Annotated in this window: 16 protein-coding genes and 1 pseudogene; 6 read left to right on the top strand and 11 right to left on the bottom strand. The window is 72.3% G+C overall.

The genetic code is table 11. The annotated features are described in order from the left end of the window. Positions 1-535 precede the first annotated feature (535 nt). The 6 genes from ABC270_RS03530 to ABC270_RS03505 form a co-directional block, all read right to left on the bottom strand. Positions 536-1,231 (bottom strand): alpha/beta fold hydrolase, encoded by a 696-nt coding sequence (locus ABC270_RS03530; RefSeq protein ID WP_412879534.1) that lies wholly within the window; start codon positions 1,229-1,231, stop codon positions 536-538. A 10-nt stretch (positions 1,232-1,241) separates the two neighbouring features. After that, on the bottom strand, positions 1,242-1,655 hold the full coding sequence (locus ABC270_RS03525) for a Fur family transcriptional regulator (protein WP_412879533.1): 414 nt from the start codon (positions 1,653-1,655) through the stop codon (positions 1,242-1,244). Further along, the gene (locus tag ABC270_RS03520; protein WP_412879532.1) at positions 1,652-2,587 is read right to left on the bottom strand and encodes a metal ABC transporter permease; all 936 of its coding nucleotides are present in this window, start codon (positions 2,585-2,587) and stop codon (positions 1,652-1,654) included. Before ABC270_RS03520 ends, ABC270_RS03525 begins: the two co-directional genes overlap by 4 nt. After that, on the bottom strand, positions 2,587-3,462 hold the full coding sequence (locus tag ABC270_RS03515) for a metal ABC transporter ATP-binding protein (protein ID WP_400410823.1): 876 nt from the start codon (positions 3,460-3,462) through the stop codon (positions 2,587-2,589). Before ABC270_RS03515 ends, ABC270_RS03520 begins: the two co-directional genes overlap by 1 nt. Continuing rightward, the gene (locus ABC270_RS03510; RefSeq protein ID WP_412879531.1) at positions 3,459-4,370 is read right to left on the bottom strand and encodes a metal ABC transporter solute-binding protein, Zn/Mn family; all 912 of its coding nucleotides are present in this window, start codon (positions 4,368-4,370) and stop codon (positions 3,459-3,461) included. Before ABC270_RS03510 ends, ABC270_RS03515 begins: the two co-directional genes overlap by 4 nt. Before the next feature lie 140 nt (positions 4,371-4,510). Next, positions 4,511-5,776 carry a PTS transporter subunit EIIC gene (locus tag ABC270_RS03505; protein ID WP_412879530.1) on the bottom strand — a complete coding sequence of 422 codons (1,266 nt, stop codon included), beginning with the start codon at positions 5,774-5,776 and terminating at the stop codon, positions 4,511-4,513. 200 nt (positions 5,777-5,976) lie between these two features. Between ABC270_RS03505 and ABC270_RS03500 the strand changes: the two are divergent. After that, positions 5,977-6,219 (top strand): annotated as a pseudogene (locus ABC270_RS03500) (PTS sugar transporter subunit IIB); the annotation flags it as partial. Next, on the top strand, positions 6,216-6,671 hold the full coding sequence (locus ABC270_RS03495; RefSeq protein WP_412879529.1) for a PTS sugar transporter subunit IIA: 456 nt from the start codon (positions 6,216-6,218) through the stop codon (positions 6,669-6,671). The pseudogene ABC270_RS03500 and the gene ABC270_RS03495, both read left to right, overlap by 4 nt. A gap of 98 nt (positions 6,672-6,769) precedes the next feature. Here ABC270_RS03495 and ABC270_RS03490 read toward each other — a convergent pair whose 3' ends face one another. Further along, positions 6,770-7,510: a GntR family transcriptional regulator gene (locus ABC270_RS03490; RefSeq protein WP_412879528.1), complete on the bottom strand. Its 741-nt coding sequence runs from the start codon at positions 7,508-7,510 to the stop codon at positions 6,770-6,772. Positions 7,511-7,638: 128 nt separating this feature from the next. Between ABC270_RS03490 and ABC270_RS03485 the strand changes: the two genes are divergently transcribed. The 4 genes from ABC270_RS03485 (at position 7,639) to ABC270_RS03470 (ending at position 12,873) form a co-directional block, all read left to right on the top strand. Further along, on the top strand, positions 7,639-8,271 hold the full coding sequence (locus ABC270_RS03485) for a response regulator (protein ID WP_412879527.1): 633 nt from the start codon (positions 7,639-7,641) through the stop codon (positions 8,269-8,271). Beyond that, positions 8,264-9,460 carry a sensor histidine kinase gene (locus tag ABC270_RS03480; protein WP_412879526.1) on the top strand — a complete coding sequence of 399 codons (1,197 nt, stop codon included), beginning with the start codon at positions 8,264-8,266 and terminating at the stop codon, positions 9,458-9,460. The genes ABC270_RS03485 and ABC270_RS03480 overlap by 8 nt, the downstream gene beginning before the upstream one ends. 81 nt (positions 9,461-9,541) lie before the next feature. Next, entirely contained in the window at positions 9,542-11,590 is a 2,049-nt protein-coding gene (locus ABC270_RS03475; RefSeq protein ID WP_412879525.1) for a bifunctional lysylphosphatidylglycerol flippase/synthetase MprF, read from the top strand. Next, positions 11,587-12,873 carry an alpha/beta hydrolase gene (locus ABC270_RS03470; RefSeq protein WP_412879524.1) on the top strand — a complete coding sequence of 429 codons (1,287 nt, stop codon included), beginning with the start codon at positions 11,587-11,589 and terminating at the stop codon, positions 12,871-12,873. The genes ABC270_RS03475 and ABC270_RS03470 overlap by 4 nt, the downstream gene beginning before the upstream one ends. 191 nt (positions 12,874-13,064) lie before the next feature. Here the strand turns inward: ABC270_RS03470 and ABC270_RS03465 are convergent, their stop codons facing one another. The 4 genes from ABC270_RS03465 to ABC270_RS03450 form a co-directional block, all read right to left on the bottom strand. Further along, entirely contained in the window at positions 13,065-13,640 is a 576-nt protein-coding gene (locus ABC270_RS03465; protein WP_412879523.1) for a GNAT family N-acetyltransferase, read from the bottom strand. 96 nt (positions 13,641-13,736) lie between these two features. Next, positions 13,737-15,344, bottom strand: a complete 1,608-nt coding sequence (locus tag ABC270_RS03460; RefSeq protein WP_412879522.1) for a dihydrolipoamide acetyltransferase family protein — start codon at positions 15,342-15,344, stop codon at positions 13,737-13,739. A 38-nt stretch (positions 15,345-15,382) separates the two neighbouring features. Then, positions 15,383-16,342 (bottom strand): alpha-ketoacid dehydrogenase subunit beta, encoded by a 960-nt coding sequence (locus ABC270_RS03455; RefSeq protein WP_412882027.1) that lies wholly within the window; start codon positions 16,340-16,342, stop codon positions 15,383-15,385. 89 nt (positions 16,343-16,431) lie between these two features. Then, complete coding sequence (locus ABC270_RS03450) at positions 16,432-17,565, bottom strand: thiamine pyrophosphate-dependent dehydrogenase E1 component subunit alpha (protein WP_412879521.1); 1,134 nt, start codon at positions 17,563-17,565, stop codon at positions 16,432-16,434. Between the last annotated feature and the right edge of the window lie 20 nt (positions 17,566-17,585).

Raw genomic sequence — 17,585 nt, 5'->3', positions numbered from 1 at the left:
CCTGAGTACCGTGCGGTCGGACGACCGCACCCAAGGTCACTTGCCTGGTGCGCACGCGCTGGTCCGGGGACCGACGAGGGGGTTGTGCGCACCGCCCAGGCCCGGTGACCCTGTCGAAGGGCCGTCGGACACCGCGCGACCGCGGCGTACGCGACGGTCGGAGGGCTTGGAACGAGCTGTTCTCCGCGCGGGCGCGGAGGACCAGGGGACAACGTTACGCGAGCGTCGGGCGTGTCGCAAGCCGGGCGGGTGGCTGCGAGCCGGCCCCGCTTCCGCCGGGAGGCGCGGTGCGGGACCGGTACACGGACTGCGGCCCGCCTCGCGGATGATCGAGGTTCCAGGATTCCGGCATCTCGCCGCTCACGACGACCTCCGTTGGAACCTCGACGGCACAGGCGCGGCGGGTTGCGGAACCTCGACGGCACAGGCGCGGCGAGTCGTGGAACCTCGCCGCGTCAGCGAACCTCGCCGCGGCGGCCACGGGCCGGTCGGGGCACGTGCCGTCCACTGACCGTCCGATCCGAGGCGCCGCGCCCTACGGCCCGTCGGTCGGCTTCGGCGTGAGCGCCTGCACCATGAGCTCGCCGAGCTCCCGCGGCGCCGTGAACATCGGCCAGTGCCCGGTGTCGAGCCCCACGATCGTGAGCTCCTCCGTCGCCACGAGTTCGGCCGCCCACGCCTGGTGGTCGTTCACCATCTGCGCGAGGTCGGTCGCCGGGATCTCGCACGAGATCACCGTCGCCGGGATCGTGTGCCGCGCGGGGTCCGAGTAGTGGAAGGGGTCGGAGGGCACGGACGCCGGCTCGGGGATCGCGACGCGCTCGAACCGCTCCCGCAGCTCGTCGGTCATGCCGCGGAGCGTCGGTGTCTCCCAGACGTCCCAGGACGGCAGCGGTACGACCCCGTCGACCACGGGCAGCTCGTCGTTCACGCAGCCGCCCTGGGGCCCGGGGAAGGTGTCGACGTAGAGCAGGTGCGCCACGAGCGACGGCCGCTGGTCCGCAGCCATGTAGGCAATCGGCCCGGCGCCGGAGTGACCCGCGAGCACGACGGGCTCCTGGGCCGTCGCGGCCTCGTCGAGGAGCGCGACGAGCGACGCGACCTGTTCGTCGAGCGAGTCGCCCGCGCGGGTCACGGCCTGCACCGAGTGGCCGGCCTCGACCAGCACCGGAGCGACGTCGTCCCACGCACTCGCGTCGAGCCAGAACCCGGGCACCAGGATCACGTGCATGCCGCGCAGGCTACGCCCCCGGACGCTCCGCGGTGCACGTCGCACACTCACCGAAGATGTCCACGACGTGGCTCGCGTTCGTGAAGCCGTGCTGCGCGGCCACCTCCTGCGCCCATCGCTCGACCGGGTCCGCCTCGATCTCGACAGTGCGCCCGCAGTTCCGGCAGATGAGGTGGTGGTGGTGCTTGTCGGTCGTGCAGGCGCGGTAGAGCGACTCACCGTCCTGCTGCAGGGAGTCCGCGTCGCCCTCGGACGCCAGGTCGGCGAGCGCCCGGTAGACGGTCGCGAGCCCGATGGTGGATCCGCCCTCGCGGAGGTGCTGGTGGAGTGCCTGCGCGCTCACGAACCCCTCGGTCGAGTCGAGCGCGCCGCGGACGGCCTCCCGCTGCCAGGTGTTCCGCTTGGGCTTCTGCACGGCGTTCACGCGTTGACTCCGATCCTCGTGTCCGGTCCGGCACCGCCGGCCTGGAGGCCCGGATCACCTCCGACGGTCCGCTCGCGTCGTGCGACGCGGTCGCGTCCGCGTCGGTCCTTCCGCGCTCCCACGATCCGGCACACCACCCAGATCGCGAACGAGATCGTCGTCACGTAGGGGCTGATCGGCAGGCCGCCGCCGAGGGCGAGCAGGATGCCGCCGACGACGCTCGTCACGGCGAACACGGTCGACAGCACGGGCACGACGACCGGGTGCGAGCTCAGGCGGAGCGCGGCGGCTGCCGGGGTGACGAGCAGCGAGAGGACGAGCAGCGCCCCGACGATCTGCACCGACACCGCGGTTGCGAGGCCGAGCGCGAGCATGAACACGATCGCGAGCGTCCGCACCGGGATGCCCGCAGCGGCCGCCACGTCCGGGTCGACCGACGAGAACATCAGCGGGCGCCAGATGACCAGCAGCGTCGCGACGACGATCGCGGCGATGACGATGAGGAACGTCAGCTGAGGGTTGTCCACCGAGACGATCTGCCCGGTCAGCAGGCCGAACTTGTTCGCCGCACGCCCCTTGTAGAGCGCGAGGCAGAGGATGCCGAGCCCGAGGCCGAACGGCATGAGCACGGCGATGATCGAGTTGCGCTCGCGAGCCCGCGACCCGAGCACCCCGATGAGCAGCGCCGCGATCACCGACCCGACGAGGGACCCCGTGACGACGTTCACCCCGAGGAGCAGCGATGCCGAGGCACCGGCGAACGAGAGCTCCGAGATGCCGTGCACCGCGAACGGCATGTTCCGGGCGACGACGAACGGGCCGATGAGCCCGCCGACGATGCCGAGCACCGCGCCCGCCCAGATCGAGTTCTGCACGAGCACGAGGAGCTCGCCGTAGTCTTGGAAGGCGAAGACCTGCGACCACACGTCCATCAGATACGCCCTTCGTCCGTGGTCGGAGCGTGCGGGTCCGGGTCGCAGTGGTGGTCGTGCGCGGCCTCGTTCGCGCCGACGATGACGATGCGGCCCATCGTGCGCACGACGTCGACGGGCGTGCCGTACAGGTCGCTCAGCACGTCGGTCCGCAGGACCTCGTCCGGAGCGCCGATCCGGAATCGACCGCCGGCGATGTAGAGCACCCGGTCGACGACGTCGAGGATCGGGTTGACGTCGTGCGTGACGAACAGCACCGCGGCCCCCTGCTGTCGACGCTGGCGGTCGATGAGCTCGGTCACGCCGCGCTGGTGCCGGAGGTCGAGCGAGATGAGCGGCTCGTCGCAGAGCAGGAGCGCCGGGTCGGCCGCGATCGCCTGCCCGACGCGCGTGCGCTGCTGCTCGCCGCCCGAGAGCTCGGCCACGGGGGCGTCGGCGAACGCGGTCGCCCCGACCTCGTCGAGGATGCGGTCGACGCGGGCACGGTCGGCCCGTGAGGCCGGACGCACGCCCCAGCGGTGCCCGGTGACGCCCTGCGCGACCATGTCCCGGGCGCGGAGCGGGGTACCGGCCTCCATGAGCCGCTGCTGCGGGATGTAGCCGATGCGACGGTGCCCGCGTCGGACGGGTTGTCCGAGGAACGACATGCTGCCGCTCGTCAGCGCTTGCTGACCGAGGACGGTCCGGAGCAGCGAGGTCTTGCCCGCGCCGTTCGGTCCGAGGACCGCGACGAACTCCCCCGGCGCGACGTCGAGGTCGAGGCCGTCCCAGAGCTTCCGCGAGCCGTAGGAGAGCCCGGCGTCGCGGAGCGTGAGCACGGCGGAACCGCCGCTGCGTGGTGCAGCGGCGGTCCGTTCGGGGGCCTGGACGGTCACTTCGCCAGCGCCGCCTTCACCGCGTCGATGTTCGCCTGCTGCCACGAGACGTAATCATCCCCCTTCGGGAGGGTCTCCGTGACACCGACCACCGGGACACCGGCCTTCTGGGCGGCCTGCTTGACCTGCTCGGTCTCCGCGCTCGACGTCTGGTCGTTGTAGGCGAGGAGCTTCACGGTCTTCTCGCTGAACAGCTTGAGCGTCTCGTTGAGGGCGGCAGGCGGGACGTCGTCGCCCTCCTCGATCGCCTCGGAGAACTTTTCCGGCGTGACGTTGTCGAGGCCGATCGCGTCGAAGAGGTAGCCCGGCACCGGCTCGGTGTACGCGACCTTCTCACCGTCGTACTGCGTCTTGAGCGATGCCGTCTGCGACTCGAGCTGCTCGAGCTTGCCGGTGAGGGTCTTCGCGTTCGCCTCGAACGTGCTCTTGCCCGAGCCGTCGAGGTCGCCCAGGCGGGTCGCGACGTCGTCCACGAGCTTCACCATCGTCGGGTAGTCGTAGAACACGTGCTCGTTGAACTCGGCGTCGCCACCCTTGTCGAGGCCGGAGAGCTTCACCACGTTGATCGTGTCGGCCTTGGTGTTCGAGGCGTCTGCGAGGGTGGTCATGAAGTCGTCGTACCCGCCGCCGTTCTCGATGAGGAGGTCGGCCTTCGACACCGCGAGCTGCGTCTTGGCGCTCGACTCGAACGAGTGCGGGTCCTGCGAGGGGTCGTCCAGGATGCTCGTCACGGACACCTGGTCGCCGCCGACCGCCTCGACGAGGGATCCGTAGACGTTCGTTGAGGCGACGACCCGGATGGTGCCATCGGCGCCCCCGTCGCCGGAGGCCGAGCTGGTCGCGCAGCCCGACAGGGCGAGCGCGGCTGCGCCGGCGATGAGCGGGAGGGCGAGGAGACGCTGCTGCATGTCGTCGACGCTACTGCTTCTTGATAACGGTTGTCAAAATCAGTCGCGTGAGCAAACGGTCAGACAACGGACTGGAGGCGCGGTGCCGGCTGGCACCGCGCCTCCAGTCCGTCGGTCGGTCGCGTCGCGGAGCGACCGAGCTACGCCTTGGTGGCCGCGTCGATCGTGTTCTCGGCGATCGTGTCCTCCTCGCGGCCGGGCGTGCGGAGGTTCCACTTCTTGATCACGAACGAGAACAGGAAGTAGTAGACGACCGCGTAGCCGAGGCCGATCGGGATGAGCCAGATCGCGCCGTCCGCCTTGCCGAAGTTCAGCACGTAGTCGATCGCCCCGGCCGAGAACGAGAAGCCGTCCCTGATGCCGAGCGCGTTGACGAGGGCGAGCGAGGTGCCCGTGAGGAACGCGTGGATGACGTAGAGCGGGAACGCCACGAACATGAACGAGTACTCGAGGGGCTCGGTGATGCCGGTCACGAACGAGGTGAGCGCGGCGGAGATCATGATGCCGCCGACGAGCTTCCGGTTCTGCGGCTTCGCGTTCCGCCAGATGGCGAGCGCACCGGCCGGGAGGGCGAACATCATGATCGGGAAGAAGCCGGTCTGGAAGATGCCGGCCGTCGGGTCACCCGCCAGGAACCGGGCGATGTCACCGTGGTAGGTCACGCCACCGGTGGTGAAGCTGCCGAGCTGGAACCAGGGGAAGAAGTTGAGGAGCTGGTGCAGCCCGATCGGGATGAGCATGCGGTTCACGAACCCGAAGATGCCGCCGCCCAGGACGGCGTTGTCGGCGACGGCCTGGCCGGCCGCGGTGAGGGCGATGTCGAAGTAGCGGTAGACGAAGGACATCAAGACCGCGATCACGAGACCGGCGACCGCGGTGAGGATCGGGACCAGGCGGCGGCCGGAGAAGAAGCCGAGGAAGTCGGGCATCTTCGTGCGGTGGAACCGCTGCCACAGGATCGCCGACACGAGTCCCATCACGATGCCGCCGAGGACGCCGAAGTTGATCGTCGCCTGGTCGCCGTTCGCGTCCTTCACCCCCGCGAGCACGATCGGCGACATCGCCGCGAAGACCTGGTACATGACCATGTAGCCGACGACCGCGGCGAGCGCCGTGGTGCCGTCGGACTTCTTCGCCCAGCCGATCGCGATGCCGACCGCGAAGAGCAGCGGCAACCAGGTGAACACGCCGTTGCCGGCGGCCGCGATGATCGTCGCACCCTGCTGGAAGCCGGGGATCGCGCCGAGCATGTCCGACTGACCGAGCCGGAGCAGGATGCCCGCGGCGGGCATGACCGCGATCGGCAGGAGCAGGCTCCGCCCGAGGCGCTGCGCGTTGGCGAAGAGCTTCGACTGCTTCTTCGGGGTCTTCTTCTCCGGCACGTCCGTGGCGGTGGTGGCGCTCATCGGAGTTCCTCTCGTCGTTGGGTGGAGCTGCGGGGTGGTGGAGCTACGGCTGGTGGAGCTGTGGGCGGGTTGAGTCGCACGGTCGGGCGCAGGTACGCTCGGAGCGACACCTGGCCGGTCCTGTCCGGTCATGACCAGTTTCGTAGTCTGAACCGAGACCGGTTCCGTGTCAACCTGGACGGAACGCCTCAACGAAGGAGGAAACGATGGCCGACATCAAGGCAGCCGACATCATCGCCGCGCTCGGCGGAGCCGACAACATCGACGAGGTCGAGGGCTGCATCACGCGCCTCCGAGTCGAGGTCGAGGACGGCGACCTCGTGGACAAGGCCGCCCTCCAGGCGGCCGGAGCCCAGGCCGTCGTCGGCGGAGGCACCGGCTGGCAGGTCATCGTCGGACCGATCGCGGACAACCTCGCGCAGGACATCCAGGACGAACTGTGACGACGGCGGTCCGCACCCCGTTCGGCGGGCCGGTCGTCGCACTGGCGGACGTGCCCGACCCGGTGTTCGCGGGGCAGCTCGTGGGCGCGGGCGTCGCCGTCGACCCGACGGGCGTCGAGGGCCCGGTCACCGCGGTGGCCCCGGTCGACGGCACGATCGTGAAGCTGCACCCGCACGCGTTCGCGTTGCAGGGCTCGGCTGGCACGGACGTCCTCGTGCACGTCGGGATCGACACCGTGAAGCTCGGGGGCGAGGGCTTCGAACTCCTGGCCGCCGAGGGTGACACGGTCTCCGCCGGTGACCCGGTCGTCCGCTTCACCCCGTCGGTGATCTCGGCTGCCGGCTACTCGCCGATCTGCCCCGTCGTCGTGCTCGGGTCCGCGCCGGACTCGGTCGAGCAGGGGACCGTCGGCACCACGGTCCGCGAGGGCGACGCACTCTTCCAGGCGTAGAGCGCGGTACTGCTCCGACGAACACGCGAAAGCGACAGTCTGCCCCGCCGCCAGGGCGGCCGACTGTCGCTTTCGCGTGCAGGATGCGCCCGGCGCGGCTACGCGACCGCCTGCGGCGTCGTCGCGGTGACCTCCATCTGCACGCGGTAACGGTCCGAGCGGTACCACGACCGGGAGTGCTCGACGGGGCGGTCCCCCGAGTACGACACCCGGTCGAACTCGAGCACGGGGGCGCCCGTCTTCGTGCCGAGCAACGTCGCGACGTCGTCGGCCGCCGGCTTCGCCGCGACGGTCTGCTGCGCGCGGTCGATCGGCGTCCGGTACTCGGTGGCCGCCAGGGAGTAGACCGACCCCGACAGGTCGTGGTCGAGCAGGCCGGGGAACGCGGAGGCCGAGAGCCAGGCGTCGTCGATCGACACCGGCGCCCCGTCCGCCATCCGCAGGCGCTTGAGGTGGTAGGCGGACTCGTCCTCGGCGAGCCGGAGCGCGGCGACGGTGTCCGTCGGTGGCACCCGTTCCTCACGGACGAGGACGACCGTGGTCGGGACGTGTCCGAGCGCACGCATCTCCTCGGTGAAGGACGCCAGGTGCAGTGTCGACTGCACGGGACGGTGCGCCACGAACGTCCCCTTGCCGCGCACGCGCTCGAGGTACCCCTCGTTGACGAGCTGGCCGAGCGCCTCGCGCACCGTGATCCGCGAGACGCCGTACTCCTGGATGAGCTGCCGTTCGGACGGGATCGCCGCGCCGGGAGCGAGCCGGGCGGTCGCGAGGTCGAGCAGGATGCGCCGCAGCTGCTGGTGCTTCGGTTCGGCACCCTCGGTGATGCGGGTCGTCATCGCTCGGTCTGCTCCGTCGCTGGTCCTGGTGCTGCTGCCGCGGTGGTTCGGTGGGTGGTCATGCGCGGACATGACCAGTGCCCTTCACAGTAGCGAGTCCGCGTCGGAACGCCAACGCCCGTGACAAGATGACGGCCGTGACCTCGGTGGTGATCGTCGACGACGAGACGCTCGTGCGCTACGGCTTCGAACTCATCCTCGGAGCGGCGCCCGACATCGACGTCGTCGCCACGACGAACGACGTCGACGCGGTCCGGGTGGTCACCGAGCACCGCCCGGACGTCGTCCTGCTCGACATCCGGATGCCGCACGTGAACGGCCTCGACGTCCTCGGTGCGGTGCGGGCCCTGCCCGAGCCACCAGCCGTCGCGATGCTCACGACCTTCGACGCCGAGGAGTACATCGGCCGGGCGATGGAGCTCGGCGCCGCGGGCTTCCTGCTGAAGGACACCGACCCCGAGGCGCTCGCCGAGTACGTCCGCGTCCTCGCGCGCGGCGGCGTCGTCATCGCGCCCGGTGTCGACCGCCGTCGGCTCTTCGCCGCGCGGACCCCGGTCACCGTCCCGCCGCTGACCGACCGCGAGCGCCAGGTCCTCCGATGCATCGCGGACGGCGCGAGCAACCCGGACATCGGCCGACGACTCGGGGTGAGCACCGGCACCGTCAAGGAGGACGTCCGCGCGCTCCTCGTCGCCTTCGGCGTCCCGACGCGGGTCCAGCTGGCGCTGCGCGCGGCCGAGGCGGGACTGCTCGATGGCTGAGCACCGGGACCGGTCGCGGCTCACGCAGCTCCTGCGGGCGACGGACGGGAGGCTCGACCGCCTCGTCGACGTCGGCCTGCGCTGGGTGCGCACCCACCGGCCGCCGTGGTGGCTGGTCGACGCCCTGTTCGTCGTGGCCGCCGTCGCGGACGCCGTGCTCGACATCTCCGGGGCGACCCGCGTGGAGACCGGGCTGTCGCTCCTCGCCGCGGCCGCCCTCCTCCTGCGCCGACGGCTGCCGGTCCTCGCGTTCGCGCTCACCATGCCGGGGCTGTTCGTCGGGTCGGCCGTGGTCGCCGCCAGCATCGCGCTGTTCACGCTCGGGGAGCGCACCGACCGGCGCTGGCTCATGCTCGTCGCCGCAGCCGTCCAGTTCGTCGGGTTCAGTGGCTTCGTCGGACCACCACAGAGCCTGGACGAGCTCGTCGTGTCCATCCTGTACGCCGTGATCTTCGCCCTCGGGCCCCTCGCGATCGGGCTGCTCGTCCGGACCCGCGCGCGGTTGACCGAGCAGCTCACCGAGGTCCGGCTCGCCCGCGAGGACGAACGACGGCAGGCGGCCGAGGTCGCGCTCTCCCGCGAACGGGCCCTGCTCGCTCGCGAGATGCACGACGTCGTCTCGCACCAGGTGACCCTCATCGCGGTGCAGGCCGGCGCGGTCCAGGTCGCCGGACGGGACGAGGCCGAGCGCGGCTTCGCCCGGACGATCCGGCAGCTGTGCGTCGTGACGCTGCAGGAGCTCCGCGAGATGGTGCAGGTGCTGCGCGCCTCGGGCGGGACCGCGCGGGAGATCGCCCCGCAGCCGGTGCTCGCCGACCTCCCGCGGCTCATCGCCGACAGCGGCCTCGAGACGACCGCGACCGTGGACCTGCCGGAGTCGCTCGGCCAGCCCGTGCAGCGCGCGGTGTACCGGTTCGTGCAGGAGGGGCTGACGAACGTCCGGAAGCACGCACCCGACGCCGCCGTGCGGGTGAGTGCCCGGATGCACGACGGCGTGGTCCTCGTCGACCTCGTGAACGGCCCCGCGCGTGCCGAACGGCTCGAACTGCCCGGCTCGGGGCTCGGCCTCATCGGACTCGGCGAACGCGCGTCGCTGCTCGGCGGGTCGCTCGAGGCCGGCCCGCAGCCCGGCGACGGGTACGCGCTGCACCTCCGCATCCCCGCCGACCACACACCGTCGGGCGGATGAGGTCCGGATGGCCGATCGGCCACCCGAGGATCACGCCCCGGAGCGATGTGCCGGCACCCCGCCCGCCGCTTCGATGAGAACGTGGCACTCCCTCCCGTCCTCTCCCGGCTCCGCTCGTTCCCGGTGACCGTCGTCGTCGCGGTCGTCGCGACGGCACTGATCGTCTCGGCGCGGATGATGCACTCCGAGCCGGACTTCCCGCACCACCCGCCGGTGGCGTGCCTCGCCCTCGTCGCCGTGGTCCTCGCGACACTCGTCGCGGAGCGTCGCCTGGGGTCCGTGCGGACCGTCGTCGTCGGGCTCGCTGCGCCGCTGCTCGCCGCGGGCGCCACGCTCGCCGTCGTGAGCCTCGGATCGGCGCTCGGCGAAGCGCACGCGGAGGCCGCCGTCGGACAGCCCCTCACCGCGCCGTCCACGGTCGCGGTGGCGCTGCTCGGCGCGGCGTCCGCCACGATGCCGACGCAGTCGCGGTGGCGCGTCCGCGCGGTCCTCTGGACCGTCGTGCTCACGCTCGTGCTGTTCGCTGGCCACGGGTCGGACCTGGCCCGTGCCCTGGCGACCCTCCTCGGGACCGCAGCCGGCGTGCTCGTCGCGCCCCGTGCCTCCCGGCCGGTGGAGCGCACCGGACGCGCGGTGCCGCCACCGCGGACGCTCGTCGTCGCGACCCTGAGCGCCTTCGGCGCCGGCACCCTGGTGACCCTCGTCGTCCCGCAGGCCGACGGCGTCCTGTCGCCGTTCGCGGACGCGATGAGCGACCGGTCGGTCGCCGCCGTGGGCGTCCTCCTGCTGATCGCGGCCTGGCTCGTCCAGCACGGCCGGCGGCTGGGCGTGACGATCGCCGTCGGCGTCCTCGTGACGCTGACCGCGGTGCTCGCCGATGCGTTCCTCATCGAGCCGATGCAGGAGGGCGGCGTGCAGTGGCAGGGGCTGGGCCTCGACGCCCTCGAGTGGCAGGTCACGCTCCTCGGCGCGTGGCTGGTGCCCGCCACGGTCGTCGTCGTGGTGCTGGGGCTGCACGGCCGCCTCGTCCGCGCACGCTTCCGCGCCGTCGACGGGTCGCAGGCCGCGCTCGTCGAGATGCTCCGCGACGGGGACGCCGGCAGCCTCGGGCACATGGGCACCTGGCACGGCAACGCCACCTGGGTGCACCCGGACGGCCTCGGCGCGGTCGCGTACCGCGTGCACGGCGACGTCGCGCTGACCGTCTCGGACCCGGTGTGCGCCGCCGCGGACCGGCCAGCCGTGCTCCGCGCCTTCGCAGACGCCTGCGAACGCAACGGCTGGGTCCCGGCGTTCACGAGCGTGCACGAGCCCGTGCGGGAGATCCTCTCCGCCGACGGCTGGACCTCCGTGCCGGTCGGTGTCGAGGCGGTGCTCGACGTCACCGCGTTCAGCCTGAGCGGGAAGAAGCGCCAGGACCTCCGGACGGCCTCGAACCGTGCCGACCGTGAGGGTGTCCGTGACGAGTGGACCACGTTCGGGGCGCTGTCGCCCGCACACCGCAGCGAGGTCGAGGCGATCTGCACGCGGTGGGCTGCGGACCGACGACTGCCGGAGATGGGCTTCACGCTCGGCGGACTCCGGGAGCTCGACGACCCGGACGTGCGGCTCATGCTCGCGATCGACGCCGAGGACCGCGTCGTCGGGGTCACCAGCTGGCTGCCCGTGCACGAACGCGGCGCCCTCACGGGGTGGACGCTCGACGTGATGCGCCGCGGCGAGGACGGCATGCCCGGCGTGATGGAGTTCCTCATCGCCCGCACCGCCCTCCGCGCGCGGGAGGCCGGGCTCACCACGATCAGCCTCTCCGGGACGCCGCTCGCCGTGCACCCCGGAGCCGGCGCGCTCGTGACCCGCGGGTCCGCGGTGCTCGCCCGCGTCCTCGAGCCGGTGTACGGCTTCCGGTCGCTCCAGCGCTTCAAGGAGAAGTTCGGCGCCCGGCACGATCCGCTCTGGCTCGTGGTCCCGACGCCGCTGCACGTGCCCCGGGTGGCCCGCGCGCTGGCCGCCGCGTACGTGCCGGGGCTCCGGCCGAAGCACCTGTGGGCACTCCGCCAGGCGCACCGGCGATCGCACACGCAGTCGCAGCAGCCGGCCGTCGTGCCGTCCGCTCCCGCCGGGCGCCCGTGACCGTCACCGAGTGGCTCCTCGCCACCCAGCTGCAGGCGCCGTCGAAGCTCGTCCCGATCGACCTCGCGTTCGTCGTCGTCGCCCTGCTCGTGCTGCTCCCCGCGGTGAGGGGGCGTGCGGCTGCGTGGCGCTCCCCCGCTGCCTGGCGCGGTGTCGGGCTGCGAGCGGGCACCGCGGCCGCCGCGGCCGTGGTCGTGCTCGTCGTCTGCTGGGTGACGAGCGACGTGCTGAACCTGTTCGGGGTGGCGCTCAGCCCGGTGACCCGCATGTGGTGCGCGCTCGCCGCCGCGGCCCTCGCGCTCGCGGTGACGGCCCTGGTGCAGGGCGGACGCTGGCGTCGGGCCACCGCGGTCGTCCTCGTGCCCGCCGCGCTCCTGGTACCGGCGCTCGGGGTGAACGTCGAGTTCGCCAAGTACCCGACGCTCGGCACCGTCGTGCAGAGCGACCCGTACCCGGCGTTCGACCCGCACGCGGCGCCGGCGGCCACGATGCCCGCCGTCGGCGAGGTCCGCACGGTCACGATCCCCGGACGCCGGTCGCACTTCGACGCCCGGCCCGCGATCGTCTACCTCCCGCCGGCCGCGCTCGTCCGCGACCCCCGGCCGCTGCCCGTCGTCCTCGCGTTCGCCGGGCAGCCGGGGGCACCGAGCGACATGTTCACCGCCGGGCAGATGGGCACCGTGCTCGACGCCTACGCCCGGGCACACCACGGCCGGGCACCGATCGTGCTGTCCGTCGACCAGCTCTCCGCTCCCGGTCGGAACACGATGTGCGTGGACTCACGGCTCGGCGACGTCGACACCTACGTCACCCGGGACGTCCCCGCGTGGGCGGAGGCGCACCTGCCCGTGACGCGGGACCGGGTGCGCTGGGGGCTCGTCGGGTTCTCGCAGGGGGCGACCTGTGCGGTGCAGTTCCTCACCGGGCACCCGTCGGACTTCGCGGCGGCGCTGGCGATCTCGAGCGAGCTCCAGCCGATCGACCAGTCGCCGCAGCACAGCGCGGACCAGGCGTTCGGCGGCTCCGTCGCACGGTGGAAGGCCGCCGCGCCGCGGGCGCTCATGGCCGAGCACGCGCCCTACCGCGGGCACGACCTGTGGCTCACGGCGGGGTCGAGCGACCGGGAGTTCACCGAGAACGCCCGACTGCTCGGTGCCGCGGCCGCCCGTGCCGGCATCCGGACGCGGTTCATGCCCGCACCGAAGAGCGGTCACGACTGGAACACCGTGCAGTGGTCGCTCCGCTCGCAGCTGCCGCAGCTCTGCGACGCACTGTCGGGCTGACCGGCAGCGCGCCGTCCGACTGACCGGCAGCGGGACCGGCAGCGGGAGCGGGACCGGCAGCGGGAGCGGGACCGGCAGTGGCGTCGAACCACGAACCCGACGACGAACCGACCGCCGCGCCTGGTTCGACGTCGGGTCCGTGGTTCGACGGCCGAGAGCGGCGCCACGGGGCGCTACCGGGCGCGCAGCGCTCAGGCGTGCGCGACGAGCCAGGCGTGCTGCTCGGCGGTGAGGGCCCGGTCGGACCACACCTGGCGTTCGACCCCGCGGGGCGCCGGCGCCGCGGTCGTGCCCTGCCACACCAGTGAGAGCCCCGACCGCCGGAGGACGACGGCCGACCCGGCGTTGTTCGTCAGCACCCGCCCGGTGACGGGGACGTCCGCCGCGGCGTCGTGCGCCGCTCGGACCGCGGCGGCAGCGACCTCGGTGGCGTAGCCGTTGCCCCAGGACTCGGGGACGAACCGGTAGCCGAGGTTCCACACGTGCCCGGCGGTCATGTCCACCCCGGCGACCCCGAGGAACGTGCCGTCCTGCACGGAGCGCACGACCCACGAGCCCAGGCCGTGTCGGATCCGCCCGCCGATCTTCGCCTGGACCAGCTCCACCGTCTGCGCGCGGGAGCGGTGCCGCCCGGCGGGCAGGTGCTGCCACGTGCGCGCGTCCGAGAAGAGCGCGTGCACGACGTCGACGTCGCCGGGTGTCAGCGGCGACAGGAGCAGTCGATCCGTTCGGATCTCCTGCGGGGGGACCAGGAGCTGGTGGACCATGGTCCGATCCTCACCCCGGCCACCGACATCCGCGTGAACACCACGCGACATCCGCGCGACTCGGCCTGTGTGGTGCGGCAACCCGCACGCGCCGCCTCAGTCGAGCAGGAGCGCCGGCTCCTCGAGCACCGAGGCGACGTCGTGCACGAAGCGGGATGCCACGTCGCCGTCGACGACCCGGTGGTCGAACGAGGCGCCGATGGTCGTCACCATGCGCGAGCGGACCTCGCCGTCGACGACCCACGGCTTCGGCTTGATCGTGCCCATCGCCACGATCGCGACCTCTCCCGGGTTGAGGATCGGCGTCCCGGTGTCCATGCCGAAGACACCGATGTTCGTGATGGACACCGTGCCGTTCGCCATCTGCGCCGGGGTCGTCTTGCCGTCACGCGCGGTGATCGTGAGCTGCTCGAGGGCCTGCGCGAGCTCGAGGAGCGACATGTCCTGCGCGTCCTTGATGTTCGGGACGATCAGCCCGCGCGGCGTCGCAGCGGCGATGCCGAGGTTGACGAAGTGGTGGACGATGATCTCGCTGTCGGTCCAGGTCGAGTTCACCGAGCGGTTGCGGCGGACCGCCCAGATGACGGCCTTCGCGACGATGAGCAGCGGCGAGACCTTGACACCCGCGAACGTCGGCGAGGCCTTGAGGCGCTTGACGAACTCCATCGTGTGCGTCGCGTCGACGTCCACGAACAGCGACACGTGCGGTGCGGTGAACGCCGAGGTGGTCATGGCGGTCGCGATGGCCTTGCGGACGCCCTTGACCGGGATCGTCTCGCTCCGGACCTCGCCCCACTCCGGCGTCTCGATGTTCCGGAAGACGCTGGCCTGCTTCGCGTGCCGGATGACGTCGTCACGGGTGATCTCCCCCGACAGCCCCGTCGCGACGATCTCGCTCAGCTCGACGCCGAGGTCACGGGCGAGCTTGCGGATCGGCGGCTTCGCGAGGACGTTGGTCGCGACGCTCTGCTTGCGTGGACGTGTGCCCTGGCTGGCGACCGCGTCGGCGGTCGAGTCCTCGCCGGGGTCCGCAGCGGCTTCCGCCCGAGCGGCGGCGTCCGCACTGGAGGCACGGCTCGCCTCGGCCGCGAGGGCTGCGGCCCGGCGGGCACCCGGCTTGCGACGCGACGGTGCGGAGGTCGCGGAGCCGTACCCGACGAGGACGGCACCGGAGGTCTCGTCGGTGCCGACGACGGCCGCGCCGTCGGCGACGGAGGTCGGTGCTGCGCCCTGCGCCGCCGCAGGGGCCGGCGCGACGGCAGCCTGCGCGGCGGGAGCGGCCACGGCCGGGGCCGCCGCGGGGGCGGGCGCTGCGGGAGCGACGACCGGGGTGGACGCGGCGGGAGCCGGCGCTGCCGGAGCGGGCGCCGCGGGGGCGGCCGACGAGGTGGGGGCGACCACCGGCGAGGCCGGGGCGGCCTCGGCGACGGGAGCCGAGCCTCCAGGCTGGCCGGCGGCGAGCGTGTCGGAGTCGACCCGGATGATCGGGCGGCCGACCTCGACCGTGTCGCCCTCGGCGACGAGCAGACCGGTGACGGTGCCGGAGAACGGCGACGGGAGCTCCACGAGCGACTTCGCCGTCTCGATCTCCACGAGGACCTGGTCGACGGCGATCTCGTCCCCGATGGCGACGCGCCACTGGACGATCTCGGCCTCGGTGAGGCCTTCGCCCACGTCGGGCAGGGGGAATTCGGCGGCGGCCACTACGGCTCCTTCGGCGTCGTTCGGGGTCGGACGGGTGGTCAGTACGCGAGGGCGCGGTCGACGGCCTCGAGGACGCGGTCGGCGTCCGGGAGGTGCAGGTGCTCGAGCTTCGACACCGGGAACGGCACGTCGAAGCCGGACACCCGGAGCGGCGGCGCCTGCAGCGTGTAGAACGCCCGCTCGGCGACCGTGGCGGCGATCTCGCTGCCGACGCTCACGAAACCGGAGGCCTCCTGTGCGATGACGAGGCGGCCGGTCTTCGCGACCGAGGCGAGCAGCGGTTCCCAGTCGATCGGGGAGATCGACCGGAGGTCCACGACCTCGCAGCTGGTGCCCTCGGACTCGGCGATCTCAGCGGCCTGCATGAGCGTCGCGACCATCGCGCCGTGGCCGACGAGGGTGACCTCGGTGCCGGTGCGCGCGACGCGGGTGGTGTGCATCGGCACGTGCCCGTCGACGAGGTCGACCTGGCCCTTCGGCCAGTAGCGGGACTTCGGCTCGAGGAAGACGACCGGGTCCTTCGAGGCGATCGCTTCCTGGATCATCCAGTAGGCGTCGTTCGGGGTGCTCGGGCTCACCACGCGGAGCCCCGCGGTGTGCGCGAAGTACGTCTCCGGGGACTCCTGGTGGTGCTCCACGGCGCCGATGTGACCGCCGTAGGGGATGCGGATGACGACCGGGAGCGACATGTGGTCCGGCAGCCGGTTCTGCATCTTCGCGAGCTGCGAGGTGATCTGGTCGAAGCCGGGCCACACGAAGCCGTCGAACTGGATCTCGACGACCGGCCGGTACCCGCGCAGGGCGAGCCCGATCGCGGTGCCGATGATGCCGGACTCGGCGAGCGGGGTGTCCCGCACGCGCTCGGGGCCGAACCGGTGCTGCAGGCCCTCGGTGATGCGGAAGACGCCGCCGAGCTGGCCGATGTCCTCGCCCATGAGCAGGACCTTCTCGTCGGCCTGCATCGCGGCGGCGAGTCCGGCGTTGAGCGCCTTGGCCATCGTCAGCGTGGGGGTGGGGTCGCTCGGGACCTCCCCGGCGCCGGGGTGGGCGCGGAGGGTGTAGTCGAAGAGCTGCTCGGTGGTGCTCATCAGTGGGCGCTCCCCTCGAAGCCGGCTTCGTACTGCTCGAGCCATGCCTTCTGCTCGGCGACGAGCGGGTGCGGCTCGCGGTAGACGTGGTCGAACATGGTGCCGAGGGGCGGCGGCGTCAGCTCGACGGTGCGGCGGCGGACGTCGGCGGCGAGGTCCTCGCCCTCGGCGTCGAACGCCGCGAACTGCTCGTCGGTCGCGCCCTTCGAGCGGAGGTACGCCTCGGAGCGGGCGATCGGGTCGCGGCGGACCCACTCCTCGAGCTCGCCGTCGGCGCGGTACCGGCTCGGGTCGTCCGAGCTGGTGTGGGCGCCGATGCGGTAGGTGTCGGCCTCGATGAAGGCGGGGCCCTGGCCGCTCCGCGCGTGCTCGGACGCGACGACCGAGGCCGTGTAGGAGGCGAGGACGTCGTTGCCGTCGATGAGGACGCTCGGGATGCCGAAGCCGCGCGGGCGGTCGACGAGCGGGGTCGGCGACTGCACCGTGACCGGGACCGAGATCGCCCAGTGGTTGTTCTGCAGGAAGAACACGACGGGCGCCTTGGTCGACGAGGCGAAGACGAACGCCTCGTTCACGTCGCCCTGGCTGGTCGCGCCGTCGCCGAAGTACACGATGGAGCATGCGTCGACGTCGGGGTCACCCGTCCCGACGACGCCGTCGAGCTTCTGTCCGAGCGCGTAGCCCGTCGCGTGCAGCGTCTGGGAGCCGATCACGAGCGTCGAGATGTGCGTGTTGCCGCGCTCGTCCGGGTCCCAGCCGCCGTGCGTCTGGCCGCGGTACATCGCGATGATCTCCATCGGCTCGACGCCACGCTCGGTGGTGACGGCGTGCTCGCGGTACGACGGGAAGACGTGGTCCTGGGCGCGGAGCGCGAAGACGGAGCCGGTCTGCGCGGCTTCCTGCCCGTGGCTCGGCACCCACAGGCCGAGCTGCCCGGTGCGCTGGAGGTTGTGACCGGCGTGGTCGAACCGACGCGTGAGCACCATGCGGCGGTGCATCGCCAGCAGGGTCTCGTCCGGGATCGCCCGCGCTGCGGCGGCGAACTCGGCGTTCTCGTCGGTCTCCACGAACCGGCCCTCTGGGTCGAGGAGCCGGACGGTGGTCGTCGCGGGAGCCGCGGCGCGGAATGACATGCGGGCCAGCGTAGCGGCAG

Origin of the sequence: Curtobacterium phoenicis, from assembly GCF_047238015.1 — a bacterium.
GTDB lineage: Bacteria > Actinomycetota > Actinomycetes > Actinomycetales > Microbacteriaceae > Curtobacterium.
This window is presented reverse-complemented; position numbering and strand designations above follow the sequence as displayed.